This is a genomic window from Rhodococcus sp. PSBB066 (assembly GCF_017068255.1).
In the GTDB taxonomy this organism is placed as follows: Bacteria; Actinomycetota; Actinomycetes; order Mycobacteriales; family Mycobacteriaceae; genus Rhodococcus; species Rhodococcus aetherivorans.
Genome location: NZ_CP070859.1, coordinates 2,036,660 through 2,058,827 on the forward strand (window position 1 = coordinate 2,036,660; position 22,168 = coordinate 2,058,827).

The 22,168-nt window shown below is 68.4% G+C and carries 21 protein-coding genes; 8 read left to right on the forward strand and 13 right to left on the reverse strand.

Features of this window, described 5'->3' with window-relative positions:
- Positions 1–75: 75 nt before the first annotated feature.
- Genes JYA75_RS09515 through JYA75_RS09535 form a run of 5 tightly spaced genes read right to left on the reverse strand, consistent with a single transcriptional unit; the run spans position 76 to position 4,593 of the window.
- Positions 76–969: an isocitrate lyase/PEP mutase family protein gene (locus JYA75_RS09515; RefSeq protein ID WP_006935216.1), complete on the reverse strand. Its 894-nt coding sequence runs from the start codon at positions 967–969 to the stop codon at positions 76–78.
- Between the two features lie 14 nt (positions 970–983).
- Entirely contained in the window at positions 984–2,342 is a 1,359-nt protein-coding gene (locus JYA75_RS09520; RefSeq protein WP_006935217.1) for a phosphotransferase family protein, read from the reverse strand.
- A complete protein-coding gene (locus tag JYA75_RS09525) occupies positions 2,339–3,523 on the reverse strand; it encodes an acyl-CoA dehydrogenase family protein (RefSeq protein ID WP_029545865.1) in 1,185 nt (394 codons plus the stop codon). The genes JYA75_RS09520 and JYA75_RS09525 overlap by 4 nt, the downstream gene beginning before the upstream one ends.
- Positions 3,520–3,915: a nuclear transport factor 2 family protein gene (locus JYA75_RS09530; RefSeq protein WP_029545863.1), complete on the reverse strand. Its 396-nt coding sequence runs from the start codon at positions 3,913–3,915 to the stop codon at positions 3,520–3,522. The genes JYA75_RS09525 and JYA75_RS09530 overlap by 4 nt, the downstream gene beginning before the upstream one ends.
- Before the next feature lie 36 nt (positions 3,916–3,951).
- The gene (locus JYA75_RS09535; RefSeq protein ID WP_043798504.1) at positions 3,952–4,593 is read right to left on the reverse strand and encodes a TetR/AcrR family transcriptional regulator; all 642 of its coding nucleotides are present in this window, start codon (positions 4,591–4,593) and stop codon (positions 3,952–3,954) included.
- A gap of 114 nt (positions 4,594–4,707) precedes the next feature.
- On the opposite strand from JYA75_RS09535, the gene JYA75_RS09540 reads away from it, so the two are divergent.
- Both JYA75_RS09540 and JYA75_RS09545 read left to right on the forward strand, forming a co-directional pair.
- Positions 4,708–5,274, forward strand: a complete 567-nt coding sequence (locus JYA75_RS09540; RefSeq protein ID WP_006935222.1) for a VOC family protein — start codon at positions 4,708–4,710, stop codon at positions 5,272–5,274.
- A 24-nt stretch (positions 5,275–5,298) separates the two neighbouring features.
- Positions 5,299–5,937, forward strand: a complete 639-nt coding sequence (locus JYA75_RS09545; protein WP_006935223.1) for a carboxymuconolactone decarboxylase family protein — start codon at positions 5,299–5,301, stop codon at positions 5,935–5,937.
- 347 nt (positions 5,938–6,284) lie between these two features.
- Here JYA75_RS09545 and JYA75_RS09550 read toward each other — a convergent pair whose 3' ends face one another.
- Both JYA75_RS09550 and JYA75_RS09555 read right to left on the reverse strand, forming a co-directional pair.
- A complete protein-coding gene (locus JYA75_RS09550) occupies positions 6,285–6,701 on the reverse strand; it encodes a LysR family substrate-binding domain-containing protein (RefSeq protein ID WP_006935224.1) in 417 nt (138 codons plus the stop codon).
- Between the two features lie 148 nt (positions 6,702–6,849).
- Positions 6,850–7,812 (reverse strand): intradiol ring-cleavage dioxygenase, encoded by a 963-nt coding sequence (locus JYA75_RS09555; RefSeq protein WP_043798503.1) that lies wholly within the window; start codon positions 7,810–7,812, stop codon positions 6,850–6,852.
- Positions 7,813–8,022: 210 nt separating this feature from the next.
- Between JYA75_RS09555 and JYA75_RS09560 the strand changes: the two genes are divergently transcribed.
- A complete protein-coding gene (locus JYA75_RS09560; protein WP_006935226.1) occupies positions 8,023–8,220 on the forward strand; it encodes a DUF4177 domain-containing protein in 198 nt (65 codons plus the stop codon).
- Between the two features lie 222 nt (positions 8,221–8,442).
- On the opposite strand, the gene JYA75_RS09565 is transcribed toward JYA75_RS09560, so the two are convergent.
- Entirely contained in the window at positions 8,443–9,720 is a 1,278-nt protein-coding gene (locus tag JYA75_RS09565) for an MFS transporter (RefSeq protein ID WP_238406164.1), read from the reverse strand.
- Between the two features lie 334 nt (positions 9,721–10,054).
- Positions 10,055–10,855 carry a GntR family transcriptional regulator gene (locus JYA75_RS09570; protein WP_231385949.1) on the reverse strand — a complete coding sequence of 267 codons (801 nt, stop codon included), beginning with the start codon at positions 10,853–10,855 and terminating at the stop codon, positions 10,055–10,057.
- Positions 10,856–11,012: 157 nt separating this feature from the next.
- Between JYA75_RS09570 and JYA75_RS09575 the strand changes: the two genes are divergently transcribed.
- The 5 genes from JYA75_RS09575 to JYA75_RS09595 all read left to right on the forward strand — a co-directional run bounded on the left by JYA75_RS09575 (position 11,013) and on the right by JYA75_RS09595 (position 16,160).
- Positions 11,013–12,350 carry an enolase C-terminal domain-like protein gene (locus JYA75_RS09575; protein WP_065922115.1) on the forward strand — a complete coding sequence of 446 codons (1,338 nt, stop codon included), beginning with the start codon at positions 11,013–11,015 and terminating at the stop codon, positions 12,348–12,350.
- On the forward strand, positions 12,347–13,816 hold the full coding sequence (locus tag JYA75_RS09580; protein ID WP_203329921.1) for an aldehyde dehydrogenase (NADP(+)): 1,470 nt from the start codon (positions 12,347–12,349) through the stop codon (positions 13,814–13,816). Before JYA75_RS09575 ends, JYA75_RS09580 begins: the two co-directional genes overlap by 4 nt.
- Positions 13,813–15,003 carry a fumarylacetoacetate hydrolase family protein gene (locus tag JYA75_RS09585; protein WP_203329922.1) on the forward strand — a complete coding sequence of 397 codons (1,191 nt, stop codon included), beginning with the start codon at positions 13,813–13,815 and terminating at the stop codon, positions 15,001–15,003. Before JYA75_RS09580 ends, JYA75_RS09585 begins: the two co-directional genes overlap by 4 nt.
- Positions 15,004–15,114: 111 nt before the next feature.
- The gene (locus JYA75_RS09590; RefSeq protein WP_050035848.1) at positions 15,115–15,630 is read left to right on the forward strand and encodes a hypothetical protein; all 516 of its coding nucleotides are present in this window, start codon (positions 15,115–15,117) and stop codon (positions 15,628–15,630) included.
- On the forward strand, positions 15,627–16,160 hold the full coding sequence (locus JYA75_RS09595; protein WP_203329923.1) for an acyl-CoA thioesterase: 534 nt from the start codon (positions 15,627–15,629) through the stop codon (positions 16,158–16,160). Before JYA75_RS09590 ends, JYA75_RS09595 begins: the two co-directional genes overlap by 4 nt.
- A gap of 55 nt (positions 16,161–16,215) precedes the next feature.
- Here JYA75_RS09595 and JYA75_RS09600 read toward each other — a convergent pair whose 3' ends face one another.
- The 4 genes from JYA75_RS09600 to JYA75_RS09615 form a co-directional block, all read right to left on the reverse strand.
- Positions 16,216–17,412 carry a serine hydrolase gene (locus JYA75_RS09600; protein ID WP_050036428.1) on the reverse strand — a complete coding sequence of 399 codons (1,197 nt, stop codon included), beginning with the start codon at positions 17,410–17,412 and terminating at the stop codon, positions 16,216–16,218.
- A 32-nt stretch (positions 17,413–17,444) separates the two neighbouring features.
- Positions 17,445–18,809 carry an MFS transporter gene (locus JYA75_RS09605; protein WP_043798483.1) on the reverse strand — a complete coding sequence of 455 codons (1,365 nt, stop codon included), beginning with the start codon at positions 18,807–18,809 and terminating at the stop codon, positions 17,445–17,447.
- Positions 18,810–19,022: 213 nt separating this feature from the next.
- Entirely contained in the window at positions 19,023–20,957 is a 1,935-nt protein-coding gene (locus JYA75_RS09610) for an alkyl sulfatase dimerization domain-containing protein (protein WP_203329924.1), read from the reverse strand.
- Positions 20,954–22,165, reverse strand: coding sequence for an acyl-CoA dehydrogenase family protein (locus JYA75_RS09615; RefSeq protein ID WP_006935246.1), 1,212 nt, complete (start codon positions 22,163–22,165; stop codon positions 20,954–20,956). The genes JYA75_RS09610 and JYA75_RS09615 overlap by 4 nt, the downstream gene beginning before the upstream one ends.
- Positions 22,166–22,168 lie beyond the last annotated feature (3 nt).

The window sequence follows — 22,168 nt, forward strand, 5'->3', positions numbered from 1 at the left end:
GTCTCCGGCTGTCGCCCGGTGCGATCGGTACCGAAAAAGCCCGCCTGGCCATGTGGCCAGGCGGACCCTTCCGGCTCAGCGATCGGCGAAACGGGAACCGAGTTCGTTCACCTCGGACAGTCCGATGAACCCGGTGAACTCGTCGAAGGAGGGCAGGCGCGACAACGCCGCCGCCGGGGTCCCGTCGCGCACGATCGTGGCCAGGAAGTCCTGGATCGACCTCGTAGCGGCCAGCAGCGCGCCGATCGGGAACAGCACAAGAGCGAATCCCAGCTCGCCCAGCACATCCAGCGGCACCGGCGGAGTGCGCCCGCCTTCTACCCAGTTGAACACCAGGCGATGTCCCTTCAACCGGGTCGCCACCGCACGCACCTCGTCGATGCTGGCCGGAGCCTCCACGAACAACAGGTCGGCGCCGGCGTCCGCGTAGTGCAGGGCGCGATCGATTGCCGCGTCCAGCCCGTCGACGGCCGCGGCGTCGGTCCGAGCGATGATCAGGAGGTCCGGATCGGTGCGGGCCGCGACGGCCGCCTCCAGCTTGGCCACCATGTCGGTGACCGGGACGACCGCCTTGCCCTCCATGTGGCCGCATCGCTTGGGAGCGACCTGATCCTCGAGCTGGATGGCCGCGACGCCGGCCCTCTCGTAGTCGCGGACGGTGCGAATGACGTTGAGAGGGTTGCCGTACCCGGTATCGGCATCGGCGATCAACGGGACGTCGACGGCAGCAGCCATGCGGCGGGCGTTGTCGGTCATCTCCGTAGCGGTGAGCAATCCGACGTCGGGGCGACCGAGCAGACTCGCAGAGGTGCCGAAGCCGGTCATGTACGCCGCATCGAACCCGGCGGCCTCGACCAGGCGCGCGGACAGGCTGTCGTAGGCCCCCGGCGCCAGGACCGGTGCCGCGCTGTCCAGCAGTTGGCGCAGCCGTGGTCTGGTAGGGGTCGGTGATCCGAGAAAATCTGACATGGAATCGCTTTCGATCACGTGGTGAGGTGGCGTGGATTGGCGACGCGCAGACGGGCCATGACCGCTGTCGAGACGGCTCGACGCACAAGGGGGTCGGTGTACGAGAGCGTTCCCCGGTGAAGCGCGGTTGCGAGCTCGGCCTCGGTGGCGCAGCCGACTTCGGTCAACAGGTCCCCGAGCACGGTGCTGTCGCCGGAGTCGAGTTCCCGACGCGCCGTGCCCAGGAGGTTGACGCAGATCCGCAGCAGGTAGCGCTCCCGGTCCTGCGTCCGGTCGAGTGCCGGACCGATTTCGTCGGTGAGCGTCCAGGAGACGAGCTCGAGAATCTCGGCCAGGCTCGGGCGGTCGTGCAGCGACTCGGCCGGCGGAGCAGGTGCCGCCGGTGGCTCGTCGTCGAGCAGATCGAGGATCAGGAGCAGGTCGTATTCGGATTCGCAGACCCGGCGGCCGATCGCGGCGAGTTCGAGCGAGCGCTCGGCGCCGCCGAAATGCCGCTGCGCCTGGAACCGGCTGAGCACCAGCCACCGCAGGGTGCCGTAGGTCTCCCACCAGTGCAGCTCTGCCGTCGAAGGCCGCTCACCCGTCGCCTTCTCGTAGCCGTCGAGCAACTGCTCGCGGGTCCCCACACCGGCGACCGGGAGTTCGGCACCGAACCGCCATGCCCGGACGCAAAGCCATCCGAGGTCCTCGATCGGATCGCCCAGATGGGCGAGCTCCCAGTCGAGGACGCCCCGGATTCCGGTGTCGTCGACCAGAAGGTTGCCGAGGCGGAAGTCGCCGTGCACGAGAGTGGCCGGTCGGCGCGAAGGCCGATGGTCCCGAAGCCACCGCAGCCCGATTTCGACCGCCGGGCGCGGGTCGTCGAGAGCCCGATAGACGGACTCGAGCACGTCGATCGGGTCTCTGGTGTCGAGCATCGTGAGGGCTCCGACAGCGCTGCTGTGGATCTGTCCCAGCACGAATCCCATCTTCTCGGCCAGCCGCTCCCGCATTTCGGCGAGCGCCGGATCCCGTTGGATCTTCCGGGGAATCGACTCGCCGGCCACTCTTTCCATCAGCAGGAAGGGGGCATCGATGCCGGGGGCGGTGTCACCGCTGGCAAGGACAGCGGGTACCGGCACACCGGCGGCGGCGGCGGCGCGCAGGCATGCCGTCTCCGCGCGCATCCGCTGTGCGTCGCCGTGCCCGGGGGGATCACGCCTGAGGACTACGGGCAGGGGGTTGCCCGCGGCATCGGTTGCCTGCGCCGACCACACCTCGCGGCTCGCGCCGCCGGTCAGCTGTCGGGGTTCGCCGACCGAGACGTTCTCGCCGCGCACCTCGATGAGGATTGCTCGGATCCCGTCACCCAGTGACGAGGAAGCCTCGGTCACAGCCACGGCGCCGCGCCCGGGTCGCGCAACAGTTTGCGAGCTGTGGACATGCGGTGGACCTCGTCGGGGCCGTCGTAGATGCGGGCGTACCGGGCCTGCCGATACATCCGCTCCAACGGCGTGTCGGCGGTCAGCCCGAGCGCTCCGTGCACCTGGATGGCGCGGTCGACGACGTCGTGCAGCATCCGTGCACACCAGAACTTGACGAGCCCGATCCGGATGCGTGCATCGTCGCCGGAGTCCATCGCGCGGGCGGCATCGAGTGTCATCAGCCGGGCAGCGTGGATCTGCGCGGCGGATTCCGCTATGTACCGGTGGACCTCGCCCTTCTCTGCCAGGAGAGAACCGTGCACGTAGCGGGTGTTGGCCCGCTCGCACATGAGCTCGTAGGCCCGCTGCGCCTGACCGAGCCAGCGCATGCCGTGGAAGATGCGCCCGGGTCCGAGGCGGTCCTGCGCGACGGCAAACCCCTTGCCGCGCTCGCCGAGCAGGTTCTCGGCAGGCACCCGCACGTCGGAGAGACGGACCTCGTAGTGGTCGCTGGGATCGTGGCCCATCGTCGGGATCGAGCGGAGGATCTCGAAACCGGGGGTGTCGGTCGGAACGATGATCGCGCTGATCCGGGAGTGGCGGGGCACGTCCTCGGGCTCGGTGCGCGCGAAGACGGTGCAGTAGCCCGCGTCTTTGACTCCCGTCGTGAACCACTTGTGCCCGTTGATGACCCAGGTGTCCCCGTCGAGCTCCGCGCGGGTGGTGATCAGGGTCGGATCGGAGCCGGCGACCTCCGGCTCCGTGAGTCCCACCGAGGGCAGGAACTCGCCGGCGACGAGCGGCGGGATCCATCGTTCCCGCTGTTCCTCGGTGCCGTGCTTGCGCAGCATCAAGGTGTCCTGCATGGACACGGACCCGACGGCGAGCTGCCCGAACTCGGACCGGCCGATGATTTCGTTGAGGTATACGAAATCGAGGAACTGCACACCACCACCCCCGACGTCCGCCGGGTGGCCCAAGGCCCACAGACCGAGCTCTTTTGCCTGCGTGCGCAGCTGATCGAGTGCCTTGCGGGCGTCGTCGTCCTCGCGCGCGAGGACCGGCTCGGCAGGAATCACCTGGTTGTCGATGAACGAGCGCATGCGGGCGCACAGGTCTGCGATGTGGCCCTCGGGATGATTGGTGGTCATGCCCCGTTTCCCTTCGTTGTCGTGTCGGTCGTCTCGTGCAGCGGTCGGATGGCGGCGGAGTCGACGTACTCGTCGATGCGGGTGATCCGTCCGTCCACGACCCGGACGAACAGTGCGGCAGGAACTTCGAGCGGACCGTGTCCCGGCAGGGCCCCGCGCACCACGTGCTGCTGTACGAAGCCGTCCGGAACCGCGTCGCGGCGGACGTCCTCGTAACGGAAGTCCTCGAGCGTGCGGGTGAGCCAGCGCAACACGCGCAGGTTCTCCTCGACGGTCTGCTCGCGGCCGTCGTCGTTGTGCCAGATGCGCGCGTCCGGCGCATACAGGTTTGTCAGTGTTTCCACGTCACCGGCTCGGACGGCGGCGAAGAATCGGTCTGCGAGATCCAACATGCGAAGGTGGTTCTCCTCGGTGCTGCGGATGGGATGTCAGGGGGAATCGGATTCCAGTCCCAGGGCGCCCAGGCACATCTGGTCGAGGGTGCTCAGCAGTGCCTCTTCGTCCGCCGCCTCCCCCTGGATCAGCCAGAGGTAGAGGGTGTGATCGACCATCGCGGACATCGCGCGGGCGGCGAGTATCGGGTCGAGCGACTGCCGGACGAGTCCCTCCTGTTGCCAGCGGGCGATCGCCCGGGAAGTCCGTTCGATGAGCTGGGAGCGGTGCTCGTGGCGCAATTCCCGGAACTCGTCGTTGATGGTCGCGACCTGCTCGACGATCGCCATCAGCCGTGCATTGCGCCGATAGGCCTTGTAGTACGAGCGATTCGCCGCGACGAGCCGTGCCGCGGGGGACAGGTCGGGATCGGTCGGTTCGCGGCGGTGTACATCCTCGAACAGGCGGGTGCTCAGTTCGCGGAAGATGTGTTCCTTCGACTCGAAATACCGATAGAAGGTGCCATAAGCGACGTTGGCCTCCTGGGTGATCTGCTCGACCCGGGTGTCGGGGAATCCGACGGTCTCGAATACGGTGCGCGCCGCGTCGAGCAGGGCGTCACGAGTCTTCCGCCCCCGCGCCGTGAGGGTCTCGACCGGCGCGGGTACGGACGGGGTGTTGACAGATGACTTGGCCACGGTCAGACTATCCCCGAAGGTGACATGACTGTCAAGTCATCTCGTACCTCTTGTTCTCTGATTCTCTCCGTTTCCTGCCCGGATTTCTCCGAATCAGTGCCCGAAAGGATTGCAGTGACCACATCGAATTCGAAGTTCGAACTCCGCGGGATCAATCACCTCGCCCTCGTCTGCTCCGACATGAAGCGGACGATCGACTTCTACTCGGGAACCCTCGGCATGCCCCTGGTGAAGACGGTCGAGCTGCCCGGGGGACTCGGCCAGCACTTCTTCTTCGACTGCGGGGGAGGCAACACCCTCGCGTTCTTCTGGCTCGAGGACGCACCCGATGCCGCCCCCGGCGTTGCGGCGCCGAAGGGCCGCCCCGACGAGGGGGAACTCGCCAGTGCGGTCGGATCGATGAACCACGTGGCCTTCGCTGTCCCACCGGAACTGTTCGGCGAGTACCGCGCACGGCTGCAAGCGGACGGTGTCGAGGTCAGCCGCGTCCTCAACCACGACGACAGCCCGTCCGGCGTAGCCAAGGAGGTGCACGACGGCACCTTCGTCCGATCGTTCTACTTCCAGGATCCGGACGGCGTCCTCCTCGAATTTGCCTGCTGGACGCGCGAGTTCACTCCGGAAGACGTCGTGCACGAGCCGAAGACCGCGGCCGACCGCCGCACGACCGGCGCCTCCTGACCGACGGCCGAAAGGACAATCGACATGCCCCGCCTCCGTGAAGTCCCTCGTGCCGAGGTGACCGACGAAAAGATCCTCTTCTTCTACGACCGGCTGTTCGGCGCCGACAAGGACCCCGCCGTCGACCACGGCACCATTCATGCCACGCCGGGCGACTGGTGGACGGTGTTCGCACAGTCTCCGGCCGTGTTCCGGCATGCCGTACGGGGCTTCGCGTTGTACCGCAACGCAGGTCTCGACCCGCTGCTGCGCGAGCTCGGTCAGGGCAGGGCCGGGTACGCGCGCGGGAGCCAGTTCGTGTTCTCCCAGCACTGCAAGCAGATGCGTTCTCTCGGGATGTCCGAAGAGAAGATCGCTGCCCTCCCGCACTGGCAGATCAGCGACCGGTTCTCGGAGCTCGAGCGCGCCGTGCTCGCCTACACGGACGGGCTCGTCCTCGGTGGCGGCCGGGTGCCCGACGAGGTGTTCGCCCTGCTCCGGGCTCACCTGTCCGACCAGGAGATCATGGAACTCACCTACATCACGTGCATGTACGACATGCACGCTACGATCTGCCGCGCGCTGAAGCTCGAGTTCGACGACAGACCCGAACCGGTCGAGGAGGTCCGGATCCCGGACGGCGTCCATGTCTCCGACCTCTCCGCCGATCTGGCCGGCGAGTAGCGGCCGTTGCATCATGCGCGCTGCGGTTCTCTCGCGCCCTTCGTCGGACCGGTTGTGGGTTGTTCGACGGCGCAACCGGTCCGGCGGCGCCGCGCACCGCGAGGCGGTGAGCGGGTCGTCGTCGGGATCTCGGACGAACAGCATGCCGCCGTCGATGAGCACGGATTGGCCCGTCATGTAGTTCGAGTCGGGGGCCGGCCAGGTAGAAGACGAAGGCTGCCACGTCCTCACCGGTGGAGACGCGACGACCGAGGGTGATGCCCTCGGCCATGGCCTTCATCGACTCACCCTCACCGACATCGTTGATCGCGCCGAGCCCGGTGCGGCCGCTCGGGGTCTTCCGGTCCTCAGCCGTTCGCCGCATCGGCGAACCCGAGCACCACCTTCAGCACCACGTGCAGCGCGGGATTGGTGTCGTCACGCCGCCACGCCACGCGTAGGTCGACGTCGGGGGTCGACTCGTCGAGCGGAACGAAGACGACATGGGGATCGGTGACGTTGCTCGCCACGGACGCCAACGTCAGGTGGCACCCGACCTCGGCGCTGACCAGCGCCAGGGCGGTCTGCGTATCGGGGGCGACCTGGACGACGTCGGCGACGAACCCGCCCGCGTGCGCGAGCCGCCGCAACCGGTCGGGAAGCACCGCACCCTCGTGCGGCGGGAGGGAGACGAAGCTTTCCGCGGCAAGCTGGGCAATCGACAACCGGCGCGCGCCGGCCAGCGGGTGGGTGTCGGGCAGCGCGACGACGAGGGAGTCCGGCATCGCTGGCCCGGTTCGGCTTCAACGAGTTTGCCAACAAGAAGCTCGTGAGAAACCCCGGGGGAAAGAAGTAACCGGGCGCGTCGACGGCAAGACTGCCGTGCGTCCGAGGGTGCAGTGCGGTCGCTGACGAAGGTGGAGTAAGCGACCGTCACTGCCCGGGCGGCGGACCTGCCGGGCGGCCGGCGGGGCCGCCTCCCATCCCGCCCTGCGGCGGCGCATCGGACTGGACGTTCGCCGACTTCTCGGCGACACCGACCGTGATATCGACGGCGTAGCCGGTGTCGATGCTGCCGGTGACGGTCGCGAGTTCGGCGTCCCAGCCGTCGCCGAAGACGTTGTCGGAGTCGAGGCTGATCTGCGCCAGGTTGCGGGTGCTCTGCGCGTATCCGTCGGCGCCGGCGTACACCGTCTCGCACATGTCCTGGGGGAGGGCGATCTGCGAGGTCAGCCGCGCGTTGTCGCCGGCGACGGCGACCTCGAGGGAGTCGTGCACCTCGAAGTGGATGTGCGGCCAGCGCCCCGAGTAGCAGGCCGGGAAGATCGAGGTGAACGAGACGGTGCCGTCGGCGTCGGCGACCTGCACGCCGCGCAGGTAGTTCTGGTCCGTCAGTCCGTCGCTGTAGAGGGAGTACTGCCCGTCGCGGTCGCAGTGCCACAGGTAGACGGCCATGCCCTGGCCGGGGCTGCAGCCGGCGGCGAGATCCTGCAGGTGCAGGGTGATGGTGGTCGGCACGCCCTCGGCGGTACCGGTGTAGTCACCGAAGCTGGTGGTGATGTCCTTGCGGACGATTCCCGACTCGATCAGGACGTTGGGCCCGTTCGATCCGTCGCCGGGGTACGGGCCGGCCGTCTCCTGTGGTGCGGCGGCGACGCACTCGCCCGCGGCGGTCGCGGAGGTCGTCGAAGCGGCGGTGGTGGTGGCCGACGCGGATGCCGAGGTGGACGTCGACCCGCCCGTCGAGCACGCAGCGAGGGCCGCGGTGCCGGCCGCGCCGAAGACGGCCAGCATCCGCCGGCGCGACAGCATCGTCCTGATGTCGTGGGCCAGGCCCAGGTCGTGCTCGTGGAGTTCGGGGTCGGTCGGAACGCGACGCGCCCGGCGTGAACTCATTGCGGTGTCCTCTCGGCTCGGTTCGGTGGGGTTCACGCTACGAAGGGAAGCTCGGGAAACACCGGACGGATGCTGGGAACTTGCTGGCAGCCGGGCTCGGGTGGATCCGTCCTTCGGTCGTCGAGCCCGGCTCGCGCCGCGCGGGCGCGGGTAGGATACGAAAGGTCGGCGCTCCCGCTGATTCCCGATCGCCACGACATGAGGAATGCGATGTACTCGTACAAGGTTGTCGAGGTCCGCGAGAAGATGCTCGGCGGGAAGATGTCCGGTGACAAGCTCGAGGATCTGCTCAACGAGCACGCCCGGCAGGGGTGGCGCCTGAAGGCCATCACCTCCGCCGAGATCAAGGGCCGCGTCGGCCCGGGCGGGGTCGAGGGGCTGCTCGTCACCTTCGAACGCGAGGGCTGACGGGCGCGGTCGGCCCGACTCGTCCGTCGCCGCGACTCGAACAACGCGGCATCGGGGACACTGTCGTGGCCGCGCCTCCCCGCGTCCCCTGTGCCGACGACGTCCCGGCTCTCGGCTTCTTGCAGGTTTCGCCACGCGAAAGCGAGACCCCACGACCGACGGTCGTGGGATCTCGCTTTCATCGGAGCCGACGTGTGAGAGCTGCCCGGTGCAGATCTCCGATCAGTGCTGAAGCGCCAGGGGCTCCTTGACCTTCAGTGGTTCCACCCTCCCCATGACGAACAAGTAGTTTGCTGCCCCCAGCAGTGCCACTGCGCCGATCACCGCGAGCGGGGCGACGTAGGATCCGGTGCTGTCGACGAGGACGCCGATGACGAGCGGCGTGAAGATACCCGCGAGATTCGACGCGAAGTTCTGGATTCCGCCGATCGACCCGACATGCTTCGAACTGGGTGCGACGTCCGCCGGAAGCGACCAGATTCCGGTAGCGGCGACGGTCAGGCTGGAGTACGCAAGAGACAAGAGCGCCAACGCCATCCACGCCTCGGGGACGACTGCGGCGAACATGATGACCGATCCGCCGACCAGGCCTCCGGCGATCTGGGTCTTGCGAACCCGGGTGACCGAGTGTCCCCGACGTACCGCGCGGTCGGCGGCGAATCCACCGAGCCATCCGCACGCCACCGCGCACACACCCGGCAGCGCGCCGAACATTCCGAGCTTCAGGAGATCGAATCCCCTCTCGCTGACGAGGTAGCTGGGGAAGAAGGTGATGAAGAAGTAGATCGCGCTGTTCAGGCAGAAGAAGCCGAACATCATGCTCAGGATGGTGCGGTACCGGAACAGCGACCGCCAGGGTAGCTTCGCGGCGTCCGCGTCGTCACTGCCGGCACCGCGTGCGCCGCCGCTCTCGATATGCGCGAGTTCGGCGGTACCGACCCGCGGGTGATCCTGAGGGGCCCGATAGATCTTCCACCAGGCGAAGGCCCATACGACACCCAGAGCGCCGATGATGATGAAGACGCCGTGCCAGGTGGTGAAGGAGATGATGAGCGTGACGATCGGAAGGGCGATCACCGCGCCGACGCGCGAGCCGGAGTCCCAGATGCTCGTAGCGAAGGCACGCTCGCTCTTCGGGAACCAGGTGGCGACCACCTTGGCGGACGTACTCGGTGCCGGGCTCTCACCCACTCCGAGCAGGAAACGGACCGCGAAGAGCGAACCGAATCCCCGCGCGAAGGATGTGGCCATGGTGCAGACCGACCACCAGAGGGCGGCGATGGTGAACGATCGCCGGGGGCCGACCTTGTCGACATACCAGCCGGCGGCGAGCTGGCACACATCGTAGGCCCAGAAGAAAGCCGCGAAGATCATGCCCTGCTGGGTGGCGGTGAGATGGAAATCCTCGCCCATGAACGGCAGCGCGACGCTCAGGCTCGACCGGTCGAGGTAGTTGATACTGAGGCCGACGAATGCGAGCCAGATGATGGCCCATCGCATTCGAGTCATGGTCCGAGGTGCTTTCACTTCGGAGTCACTTCCTACTGCAGTACTCATGGGGGTTCTCCCTGACATGACCATTGTTTCCTCGAATCCTCGAACATGAGGCAGGTGGGGTGAGGTCGATCGCGGCACGGGATCGTATAGGAACACCGGCGATCGTATAGGCCACATGGAATCAGGTGACTGCCGTCACTGTCAAGCGGGCCAGGGAGGGGCAACCCGGCACCTCGGAGCTTCCCGTTCCGGTCGCGAAAGGGCGCCGGCGGAATCGACGCGTCGAGGAAACGCCTCGATCGTCGGCGTCCGACCTCGTCTCCCCTGGGACGTCGCGCTAACCGACGATGTGCGCCTTCTGCGTCCGTGCGGTCTCGGAGGCATCCAGGGGTGGCATGTTGCCGTCGAAGGCCTGCGCGAATCGCGTGAAGGAGTTGCGAATGTGGTCGGCCATGGCCTGCTCGGCGGTCTGCGGCTCGCAGGCACGGATGGCATCCCAGATCTGCCGGTGTTCGGCGACGGTGACCGACCCGTCGACGTCCGCGGGATAGAGCCGGAAGATGTGCAGGTGGCAGTGGGTCTGGACGAATGCGTGCTGGACCACTGGGTTGCCGGCCGCACCGAGGATGGTGTCGTGGAAGCGGGTGTCGTGGGCGACGAGGTCCTGACGCAGGTCGCCGCCCTCTTCGACGCGGCGCTCGAAGGATTCGAGCTCCCGGTCCAGGGCCCTGCTCGGGTTCGTGAGCCGATCCACCGCCGCGGATCGTGCTGCCCAGGGCTCGACGAGCAGTCGGAACTCGAAGAGGGATCGGAGTTCGGGAAGGTCGAGCAGGGGGGTGGTGCTGTACCCGCGGCCGGGGCTGTAAACGACCAGGTTGTCCCCCTCGAGCCGCTGCAACGCTTCTCGGACCGGCGTCTGTGAGACGCCCAGGTCGCGCGCGATGGCATCGATGTTCATTCGGGTGCCCGGCGGAATCTCGCTGGCCACGATGGAGTCCCGCAGCTTCGAATAGACCTCGCCGGCAGCTACTTTCGGCTGAACTCTCGGGGCGTCGGACGTATCGCGCCGGGCCATGACCATCTCTCTCCACTTCTCGGCCCGCTGTGGCGGTGCGGCAGGTGGCGGGCGCTCGGACATGCCGACTGTATACGCCCCGGTCCTCTTCGCCGTCGACCAGCCTCGGGGCCCCTCTCGGGCCCCGGCGGGGTGACCGATCCATCTCCGGCGGCTTGACGCGGGCCACACTGCCTATATGATTACGGCTATTCCTATACGATTCACGGAAGTGAGTGCCATGTCTCACCTCGTCTCCATCACGACCGACGATGTCCGGTTCCCGACGTCGCTGGAACTGGACGGTTCGGATGCGGTCAACGTCGACCCGGACTATTCGGCCGCCTATGTCACGATCCGCACGGATGCCGGCGACGAAGGGCACGGCTTCGTCTTCACCTGTGGTCGGGGCAACGATGTCGTCACCCATGCCATCGACACCTACGCCCAGCTGCTGATCGGCCGGAACACCGAGGAACTGATCTTCGATCTCGGCGCCGCATCCAAACGTCTCGTCCACGACTCGCAACTGCGGTGGCTGGGCCCGGAGAAGGGCGTCAGCCAGATGGCCTGCGGCGCTCTGATCAACGCGCTGTGGGATATTCGGGCCCGTCGCGAAGGCAAGCCGCTCTGGTTGCTGCTGAGCACCATGTCCCCGGAGGAGATCGTCGACGTCGTCGACTTCACGCACATCCGCGACTCCCTCGATCCGGCTCGGGCCCTCGACCTCCTCCAGCGCGGCAGCATCGGCAAGGCGGACCGCATCGCCGCACTCCAGGCCGGCGGCTACCCCGCTTACACGACGTCACCGGGGTGGCTGGGATACAGCGACGAGAAGCTCGTGCGTCTCAGCAAGGAGGCAGCCGCCGACGGCTTCTCCATGATCAAGCTCAAGGTCGGCGGGAGCGTCGAGGACGACCTTCGTCGCCTGGCCCTCGCCCGCAAGGCCGTCGGTGACCTGCCGATCGCGATCGACGCCAACCAACGGTGGGAGGTCTCCGAGGCCATCGATCGGGTGAACGAGCTCGCGCAGTTCGACCCGTACTGGATCGAGGAGCCGACCAGCACCGACGATATCCTCGGCCACGCCGACATCCGTAAGGGTGTCGCCCCGACGCGGGTCGCGACCGGCGAGGCTGTCGCGAACCGTATCGTCTTCAAGCAGCTGCTGCAGGCCCAGGCCATCGACGTGCTCCAACTGGACTCCACCCGCGTTGCCGGAGTGAACGAGAACATCGCCGTCATGTTGCTGGCCGCCCGCTTCGGGGTGCCGGTGTGCCCGCACGCCGGCGGAGTCGGGCTCTGCGAACTCGTTCAGCACTTCTCGTTCTTCGACTACGCAGCCCTCAGTGGCTCCCAGGAGGGACGCATGATCGAGTACGTCGACCACCTGCACGAGCACTTCGCGGAACCCGTCCGGATTGTCGGAGGACGTTACGCCGCGCCGGCCCTGCCGGGTATCGGCGCGGAGATGCTGGCCGCGTCGCGCGAACGCTGGGTCTTTCCCACCGGCCCCGGCTGGCGAGAGGTGAACGGACGCGCGGCGACCACGAAGACCGGAGTGGAGGTGGCGCCGTGAACACGACCGTCGAGGAACTGAACCGGAAGGTCGAAGCGGCCCACGCGGCATTTCAGAAGGCCCGGACGGTCCCCCCGGACACCCGCGCCGGCTGGCTCGAGGCCGTCGCCGAGGGGCTGGAGGGCGACGCTCCGGCCCTGGTCGACATCGCTGCGCGGGAAACCGGTCTGGGGCTCGACCGGCTTCAGGGCGAACTACGGCGCAGTACTTTCCAGCTCCGGTTGTTCGCCGACGAGGTCCGCCGCGGCGAGCATCTCGACGCCGTCATCGACTATGCCGACGACTCGTGGGGGATGGGGCCGCGGCCGGACATCCGCCGTGTCAACGTGCCGCTGGGCGTCGTCGGTGTCTTCGGTGCGTCGAACTTCCCCTTCGCGTTCAGCGTGATGGGCGGCGACAGCGCCTCGGCGCTGGCCGCCGGATGCGCTGTCGTCCACAAGGCCCACGACGGGCACCTCGAGCTCGCCGCACACACCGCGGACGTCGTGGTCGCCGCACTCGAAGCCGCCGGAGCCCCTGCCGGTCTCTTCGGGCTCGTGACCGGCAGACCCGCAGCAGAGGCGCTGGTGGATCACCCGCTGGTCAAGGCTGTCGGCTTCACGGGTTCGACCGGTGGCGGCCGCGCCCTGTTCGACCGCGCGGCGGCACGCCCCGAGCCCATTCCCTTCTACGGCGAACTCGGTGGAATCAACGCGGTGTTCGTCACCGAGAACGCGTGGAACAGCCGCCGCGAAGACATTCTCACCGGCTACGCGCAGTCCTTCACTCTCGGCATGGGGCAGTTCTGCACCAAGCCGGGACTGCTGTTCGTGCCGGCGGGTGACACCGGATCCGTTGCGGCTGTGCTGGCGCACGCCCTCGACCGCTTCGAGCCGACCGTGCTCCTCAACGATCGCCTCCACGACGGATACCGCGAGGCGGTGACGCGGGTCCGGGCCGCCGCCGGCGTCGAGGTACTCGTCGAAGGCGACTTCGCGGCGATGCCGTCGCCGATGGTGCTGCGCACCACGGCCGCGAACGTACGCGCACATCCGGAACTCCTGCGACAGGAGATGTTCGGGCCGGCGAGCCTGATCGTCGAGTACGCCGGTGAATCGGAACTGGTCGGTCTGGCACGGCTCCTGGAAGGCCAGCTCACGACGACTGTGCAGGCCGAAGCCGCCGACGACGTCACCGAACTGGCCGCCGTGCTCGTCGACATCAGCGGTCGGGTACTCTGGAACGGCTGGCCCACAGGCGTGACCGTCAGCTACGCCCAGCACCACGGCGGACCGTACCCCGCGACGACATCGACGACCACCTCCGTGGGCACCGCCGCCATCTCCCGGTTCCTCCGACCGGTCGCGTACCAGTCCTTTCCCACATCGCGTCTGCCCGAGGCGTTGCAGGACGAGAACCCGTGGGGGATCGCACAGCGGATCGACGGCGAGTGGCACCGTCCTGCAAGGCCGGGAGCGCAGCGATGACACACGCTCACGTCCTGCCCGAGGACGCCGACCGGGCGCGATTGATCGGGCGCGTGTGGGACGTCGAGACGGGCGGCCCTCGCGTCGTCGCCGTGCGGGACGGGGGTGTCTTCGATCTCCATGCAGTCGCCGGAACCGTGTCCGAACTGCTCGAGTCGTCCACCGTCCTCGCCGACGTCGACAGCGTGACGGCGCAGTCGCCATCCCGCTGGCAGGTCTCCGATCTCGTTGATGCCTCCCTCGTGCAGGATCCGGCCCGTCCGCACCTCCTGGCCCCGATCGACCTGCAGGTCGTGAAGGCCTGTGGGGTGACCTTCGTCGAGAGCATGATCGAGCGCATCATCGAAGAACGCACGGCCGGGAACCCGGATCGCGCCGCCGAGGTGCGGGCCTCGATCGGACGAACCCTCGGCGGCGGCATCGCCGCCTTGCGGCCGGGCTCACCCGAGGCCGCCGCGACCAAGCGGATCCTGCTCGACGAGGGTTTGTGGTCCCAGTATCTGGAGGTGGGGATCGGTCCCGATCCCGAGGTCTTCACGAAGGCTCCGGTGCTGTCCTCGGTCGGGGTCGGAGCGAAGATCGGCATCCCGTCGTTCTCGTCGTGGAACAATCCCGAGCCCGAACTGGTGCTGATCGTGAACTCGGTCGGCACCGTGGCCGGCGCCACGCTCGGCAACGATGTGAACCTGCGCGACGTCGAGGGCCGCAGCGCCCTGCTGCTCGGAAAGGCGAAGGACAACAACGCCTCGAGTGCGCTCGGTCCCTTCATCCGGTTGTTCGACGGGGACTTCGGTCTCGAGACGGTCCGCAACGAGGAGATCCGGCTTCGCGTGGACGGTCCCGACGGATTCAGGATGGAGGGCGTCAACAACCTCGCCCGCATCAGCCGGCCGTTCGAGGAACTGGTCGCCGCAACAATGGGCGATCACCACCAGTACCCCGACGGCTTTGCCCTCTTCACCGGAACGCTCTTCGCCCCTGTCGCCGATCGCGAGGAGCCCGGGCAGGGCTTCACCCACAAGATCGGCGATGTCGTCACCATCCGTAGCGCACATCTCGGTGCGCTGATCAACGAGGTGGGGGCCACAGAATCCCTGCCCGCATGGTCCTTCGGGCTGCGCCAGCTGTTCGACTACCTGCACACCCACCCGGCCACACCTGCGCCGGTCGCTGCCACCACCGCATAGACCGCGCGCCGGCCACGGGACCGGACCCGCCGAGCGGCGTAGTGGACCCTCCTCCTACGCCGCTCGGTGTCTCGTCGCATCCCCCACTCGACGCCCGATCAGGAGCTGGTCATGACCGAATCCACCCGGCACGGCATCGCGCCGCACCACATCGTCGACCATCTCGCCGCGGCCGGTGTCGGTTGCGGAGATGCCGTTCTCGTCTGTATCGGGGACCGCCGGACCCGCGAGGCGGTCATCGACAACGCCAACTCGGCCGGGCACGCAGTCCTCGTCCCGCTCGTCGCACCCGACCGGCCCGGCATCGGAGACCTCGCAGTCGCAGTGGGCGCAGCCGCCGTCATCACCGACAGATCCGTGCCGCTCCCCCTCCACCCGCGCGCCCTGCTCGCGTCGACCCCGCCCCCATCCGGAGCCGCCTCGCCCCCATCCGAGGACATCCTCGGGTGGGGGGTGAGCATGCATCGGCGTTGGATTCTGCATCCGGTCCTGCAGTGCCGGGCTTTCGTCTGGTGCCGCATCCCGGCCGGCTGGCATGTCGACCCGAGTACCGTCGGCCGTCCCCCGCGATGGGCGCAACGGCCCTCGGCCTCCGGCTCGCCCGGCCACCCTGGAGGATCGCTGTGACTTCCGGCAACGCATCACTGCGCATGACGGTGCTCATGACGCCCGACATGGCCAACTTCTCCGGCAACGTCCACGGCGGCAGCCTCCTCGAACTACTCGACCAGGTCGCCTACGCCTGTGCCAGCCGCTACGCCGGTACCTACGTCGTCACCCTCTCCGTCGACCGGGTTCTCTTCCGCGACGCAATTCACGTCGGAGAACTGGTCACCTTCTCGGCGTCGGTCAACTACACCGGACGGACCTCGATGGAAATCGGGATCCGGGTCGACACCGAGAACATCCGAAACGGAACGCGTCGCCACACCAACAGCTCGTACTTCACCATGGTCGCCGTCGACGACACCGGTGAACCCGTTGCCGTGCCCCCCTTTACACCGAATACGGACATCACGCGAGAGCGCTACGAGGCGGCTCGGCTCCGCCGACGAGCCCAGTACGCCGCGTTCACCTCCCCGCACTCCGTCCCCCTCGACGAGCTGCCCGAGACGACGCGCAACGGTCGACCTCCGAGGCGCACTATCCCCCTGTGAGGACCGCGGCGAACGCACGGCACGAAGCGATCCGAGGTGGGCCGTGGGGGAACAGTCACGGCGGGGGCACGGGTTCGAACGCTCCGAGGTGCGCTCCGATCTGATAGCACGCCAGGACGAAGGCGGGTGCGGGAACGGACGGGGATTCGACGCGCGACCCGTAGAGGGCGACCATCAGCTCGAGTCCCGGTGAAACGAACAGCATCTGGCCGTGGATTCCGGTGGCCGTGTAGGAGCCGAACGGGTCGTCGAGCACCCACCAGTAGTCGCGGTACGACAGCGTCGACCGTGAGTCCGGTGACGCATTCGGTGGCCGCACACGCGCGCCGGGACCGGTGGGTACGCGGGCCCCGAGGCCTGTGACCACCGCGGCCGGCAGCGCCTGCCGGCCACCCAGCGCACCGCCGCAACGCAGCATCTCGCCGAGCCGGGCGACGTCGCGCAACGTGGCGCAGAACCCGCCGCTCGCCATCTCGGTGCCGTCGGAATCGAGGACGAAGTAGCCGTCCTCCTCGGCGCCGATGCGGGACCACACCAGCTCGCCGACGAGGTCGGCGAGCGTGGTTCCGGTGGCCCGGCGGAGCACCTCCGCGACCATTTCGACATTCCCGTTCTCGTAACGGAATTCCGCGCCGGCCGGACCGGTCGCCCGGGCCGTCGCCAGGTGCTCGCGGATCGAGCCCGGCCCCGTGTATCCGAAGGGGCGCGCGGACGGGCTCACCGCGGCGAGCAGGCGCTGCGCCTCGGCGCGACGGTGGTAGATCCGGCCGCTGTACGACACCCGGGTGCTCATGTGCAGCAGGTCGTCGACGCGTGCGTCACCGAACGCGGTGCCTGCCGCTTCGGGTACGTAGCGCGACGCCGGGTGCCGCCGATCGACGACGCCGTCGTGCACGAGAATCGCGGCTGCCAGGCCGACGACGGACTTCGTCATCGAGGTGGTCAGGTGCGGATCGTGTGCCGCGAAGCCCGGCCGGTGGTACTCGTGGACGACGTGGCCTCGATGCACCACCGCGATGCCGTCGGTGTCGGACGTCTCCAGCATCCGCTTGAAGGTCTCCGGCCGTCCTCGGAGCCGTTCGATGGGAAGCCCGGACAGGTCGGTCGGTGCGGCGGGCAGCTCCCACACGCCGCCGCGGCCGCGCCACACGCGCCGGGTGGGCATCGTCTCGCGGCGAGACGTCAGGTACCGGCGCACGTCGGCGGGATCGGTCAGGCCACGAGCCCACGTGAGATCCGGACCGGTGCGCATCGACGGGGCCGCTTCCATTCCGCGGTGCGCGGTCACACCGCACCGGCCGTGGCGTCGTCCGCGGTGCCGGTCGTCCCGACCCGGGTCAGACGACGCGCATCGTGGGCGGGGCGGATGGCTGCGATGGCATACACGCCGCACGCGATCATGACGACGGCGGCGAGGGTGAACGCGGTGCCGTATCCGGCCACGACCGTGGCGCCGCCGTCGACGATCCGGCCGGTCAGGTACGGGGCGACGAGCCCGGGCAGGGTGCCGGTGGCGGCGAGGATGCCGAAGACGGCGCCGCGCTTGGCCGGCGGCACGACCGCAGCCGCTGTCATGTAGTGGAGCGGGAACGCGACGGCCGAGCCGCTGAACGCGATCACGATGAGCACGAGGCGGATTGCGGACGCGTCCGCGAGCGGGACGAGCACCATCGCGAGGCCCGCGATCGTCACGGCGACGCCCTGCAAGGCCCCGTGCGCCCAGCGCACCGACAGTCCCCTGCGCAGGAGCAGGTCGGACAGCGGGGAGATGGTGAGCAGCAGGACGAGGCTCGTGCCGGAGATCGCGCTGATCACGCCGGCGACGTCCGCAGGACCGAATTGCATTGTGGAGTGCAGGTATTCGGGGAGCCATGCCGAGTTGACCGCCATCGCCCAGTGGCCGCCGAATGCGCTCGCTGCGCTGCCGAGGAACGTGCCGCTCACCAGGATCTTCCAGATCTTCGGATTGCCGGCCGCGCCCGACGGGCCGGCCGCGGCGCCGTGCCCGTGCCGGGTGTCGCGGTCGAACGGTCCGTCCTTGCCGATCGCGAGCCAGGCGATGCCCCACAGCCCGCTCACGACGGCCAGTGCGATGAACGCGGCCCGCCATCCGTGATCGCTGATGAGCCACGTCAGGACGGGGGCGGCGATGAGGACTCCCAGGGCGGCACCGCTGATCTGCAGGGCCGACGGCAACCCGCGCTTGTGCGCCGGGAACCACTTGTACAGGGCGTGCATCGACATCGGCGTGGCCGGGCCCTCGGCGGCGCCGAGGAGCACGCGTCCCGCCACCAGGGCCGGGACCGTGGCGACCAGCAGCACCGGAATCTGCGCGACCGTCCACATCATGGCCATCGAGAACAGCAGGAGCCGGCTGGAGACCCGGGCGGAGACGAAGCCGACGACGATGCCCGCGATGCTGTAGAGCAGGTAGAACGAGCTGGCGATCAGTCCGAACATGCTGCGGTCGATCCGGAACTCGTTCATGATCGGTACCGCCGCGAGACCGAGCACGGCCTTGTCGCCGAAGTTGATGATCATGAAGAAGACGATCATCACGAGGACGGCGAGGGCACGTCGACGGCTGTACCCGGGTGGGTTCACCTCCGGCGCCGTGGTCGCCGGGCTGGGGGTTCGAATTGTCGCCATGCATCCTCCTCGGCTCGTCCCGATCCTCGATCGGTGGCCACGTCGTCTGGGAATCCGATCGGCACCGGGCCCGCGTTCGTCGTCGGTGGCCCGACGGAAGGGCGGCGCATTCCGGTCGATCGTCACGAGAAGTCGAAGTCGTACACCGTCCCGTGTTGCACTCAGCCTACTGTGACGGATGCCATAACGCAAGGGCTGTGTCAGTGAAATATGTTAGAGGACAGCATAATTCACCTGCAGTGTAGCTCGCGGGGTGACGATCGGAAATGCCGGGTCGAACCCGCCGCGCAGGTCGAACGGCACCCGCCACGCGGCGGCGTCACCCGAGATCGTGACGTGCCCGGCGGCCTCGGCGTCGGCCGCGGTGAGTGCCCCGAGCACCAGTCGCGCCAGCACCGGCCGCGACAGTGCGACGGTGGCATCCACGTCGCCGCGCTGCGGACGACGGCTGTGGACGAGCACACCGTGGCGGACCAGGACGAAGATCCGCCCGTCGCCGTCCACATCGAGCGCCACGTGGGCGTCGCATTCGGCGGCCGCGGCTCCGTCGAGCCGGACGGCCAGGTGATCGAGCAGCATCTCGGTGGTCATCGCCGTGAGCATGTCGCCCCGCGCCCCACCGCCCCCGGCGTAGGCGACGCCCGAGCGCAGTTCCTGGGCACCCGTCAGGTAGAAGTTCCGCCACGAGGCAGCCTCCGCCTGATATCCGAGCTGCTCGAAGGCGTCGGCCTGCAGGGCCCGCGCGTCCTCGTTCCCCGGGTCGGTGAAGACGACCCGGCCGACCACCTCGGCGACCCACCGGTAGTCGCCGGCGTCGAACGAGGCCCGTGCCTTGCGGAGGACCTCGTCCGCACCGCCCATGAACTCGACGTACCGCGCCGCCGCCGCGGCGGGCGGGTGGGGGTGCAGGTTCGCCGGGTTGGCGTCGAACCAGCCCAGATACTTCTGGTAGACCGCCTTGGCGTTGTGTTCGAGGGTTCCGTAGTAGCCGCGGTTGGACCAGTAGGTCGCCAGGGCGGGCGGAAGCTCGAGTCTCTCCGCGATCTCGGCCGCGTTCAGCCCGCGCGCCGCCCACCGCAGCGTCTCGTCGTGGATGAAGCGGTACAGGTCGCGCTGCTTCTCCATGAATTCGCGGATCGCCTCGCGCCCCCATACCGGCCAGTGATGGCTGATGAACAGCACATCGGCCCGGTCGCCGAAGAGATCGAGGGCGTCCCGGATGTAGTTGCTCCACGCTGCGGCGTCGCGCACCTGAGCGCCGCGCAGGGTGTAGAGGTTGTGCATGTTGTGCGAGACGTTCTCGGCCATGCACAACGCCCGCAGGTCCGGAAGGAAGAAGTTCATCTCCGCCGGAGCCTCGCTGTCCGGGGTGTACTGGAAGACGATCCGCACCCCGTCGAGCACCATCTCGGTACCGGTCTCGGCGACCAGGTCGGTGGGAGCGAGCAGCGTCGGTGCACCGTTGGCGAGTGCGGCTCCGAGCCCGACCGAGACGACACCCCGGTCGTCCGCCGGCAGGAGCGAGCCGTACATGTACTGTGCGCGCCGCTTCATCGCGTTGCCGGCCTGGACGTTCTCGCTGACGGTGTGTTCCATGAAGCCCGACGGCGCGACGATCCGCACCGCACCGCGCGCCACCTCGTCGCCGGACACGACGCCCTTGACCCCACCGAAATGGTCGGTGTGGCTGTGGGTGTAGACGATCGCGCGGATCGGCTTGTCCCCGAGGTTTTCTCGTACGAGTCGCATGCCGGCGGCGGCGGTCTCCGGGGTGAGCAGCGGATCGATCACCAGGTATCCGGTGTCTCCCTCGACGATCGTCATGTTCGCGATGTCGAAACCCCGGATCTGGTAGATGCGATCGGTGACCCGGAACAGGCCGTGCCGCACGGTGAGTTGCGCCTGCCGCCACAGGCTGGGGTTGACGGTGTCGGGGCAGTCGCCGCCGAGGAAGTCGTACCGGGTCAGATCCCACACCACCCGGCCGTTCTCGGCGCGGATCACCGGCGGGTCGATCGTGGCGACGAATCCGCGGCGGGCGTCGTCGAAGGAACGCCGGTCGGCGAAGTCCAGTGTGCTCAGCACGGCCCGGTTGGCCGCCGCGGTGGCGGGGGTGGCCGCCCTCGGCCTCGACAGTGGGCTGGTCATGCCGCTTCCTTTCCGCGCGCCGGCTGAGCGAGCAACTGCTTGGCGATCCCGTTCTTCTGGATCTCGGACGACCCGGTGAGGACGCGGAACATGCGCAGCCGCCGGAACAGCCATTCGACCTCGGCGCCGCGGACCATGCCCGCCTTGCCGTGGATCTGCACGGCCTCGTCGGCGATGCGGAAGGCGTGCTCGGCGACGAACAGCTTGCACATGAACGCCTCGACGCGCGGCGGTGTGCCGGCGTCGAGCGCGGCGAGGGCGTCGTAGGTCATGCTCCGGGCCGCGTAGTAGTCGGTGGCCATGTCGGCGATCTTGTGCTGGATCGACTGCAACGCCGCCAGGGGTGCGCCCTGCACGTGCCGCGTCTTCGCGAAGTCGACGGTCAGGTGCAGCGCGCGTCGCGCGCTGCCCAGCACCGTCGGGCAGTGCAGCAACCGGTTGACGGTCACGCGCCCCAGCCCGATTCGCAGACCGTCGCCGACGGAGCCGAGCAGCTGCTCGGGCCCGACGTAGCAGTCGTCGAGGATGATGTCGCTCTCCACGTGCTGGCCGGACATCGGCAGGTCACCGTCGACGACGGTGCAGCCGGGGGAGTCGAGATCGACGAGGAAGGCCGAATAGACCTCCGGGTCGGTGTCACCGGCGGGGGCCATTCGCGCGACGAGCACGGAGAAGTCGGCGAACGGGCCGGCCGAGGAGAACACCTTGCGGCCGGTCAGCCGCCAGCCGTCCCCGTCGGGGGTGGCGATGGTGCGCATCCGTCGTACGTCGGATCCCGCGTCCTCCTCGGTGAGCGAGAAGCAGCACGCCCGCTCGCCGCGCAGCACCGGCATCAGGTACTTCTCGAGCTGGTGGTCCGTGGCCACGCCGAAGATCGACCCGACGCGGAGCGGCCCGCCCATGTCACCGAGGACCGAGTGGGCGAGGATCCGGCCGCTGGCCCCCACCTCCTCCTTGAGGACGGCGAGTTCGGTGTAGGACAGGCCCTGACCGCCGAGGGCCGGCGGCAGATGGATTCCGTAGAACCCGAGTTCACGGCTGCGCCGCCACACCGGTTCGAGTTGCTCTCGGGTATAGCGGGTTTCCGGTCCCAGGCCGAGTCGTTGTTCGTACTCGGCGAGTTCGCCGTCGAGGTAGTCCCGCAGGCGCGGAACCAGCGTCGCGAGCCGCGGGTGGTCGTCGTAGGACGGGGTGAGGGTGAACGACATGGG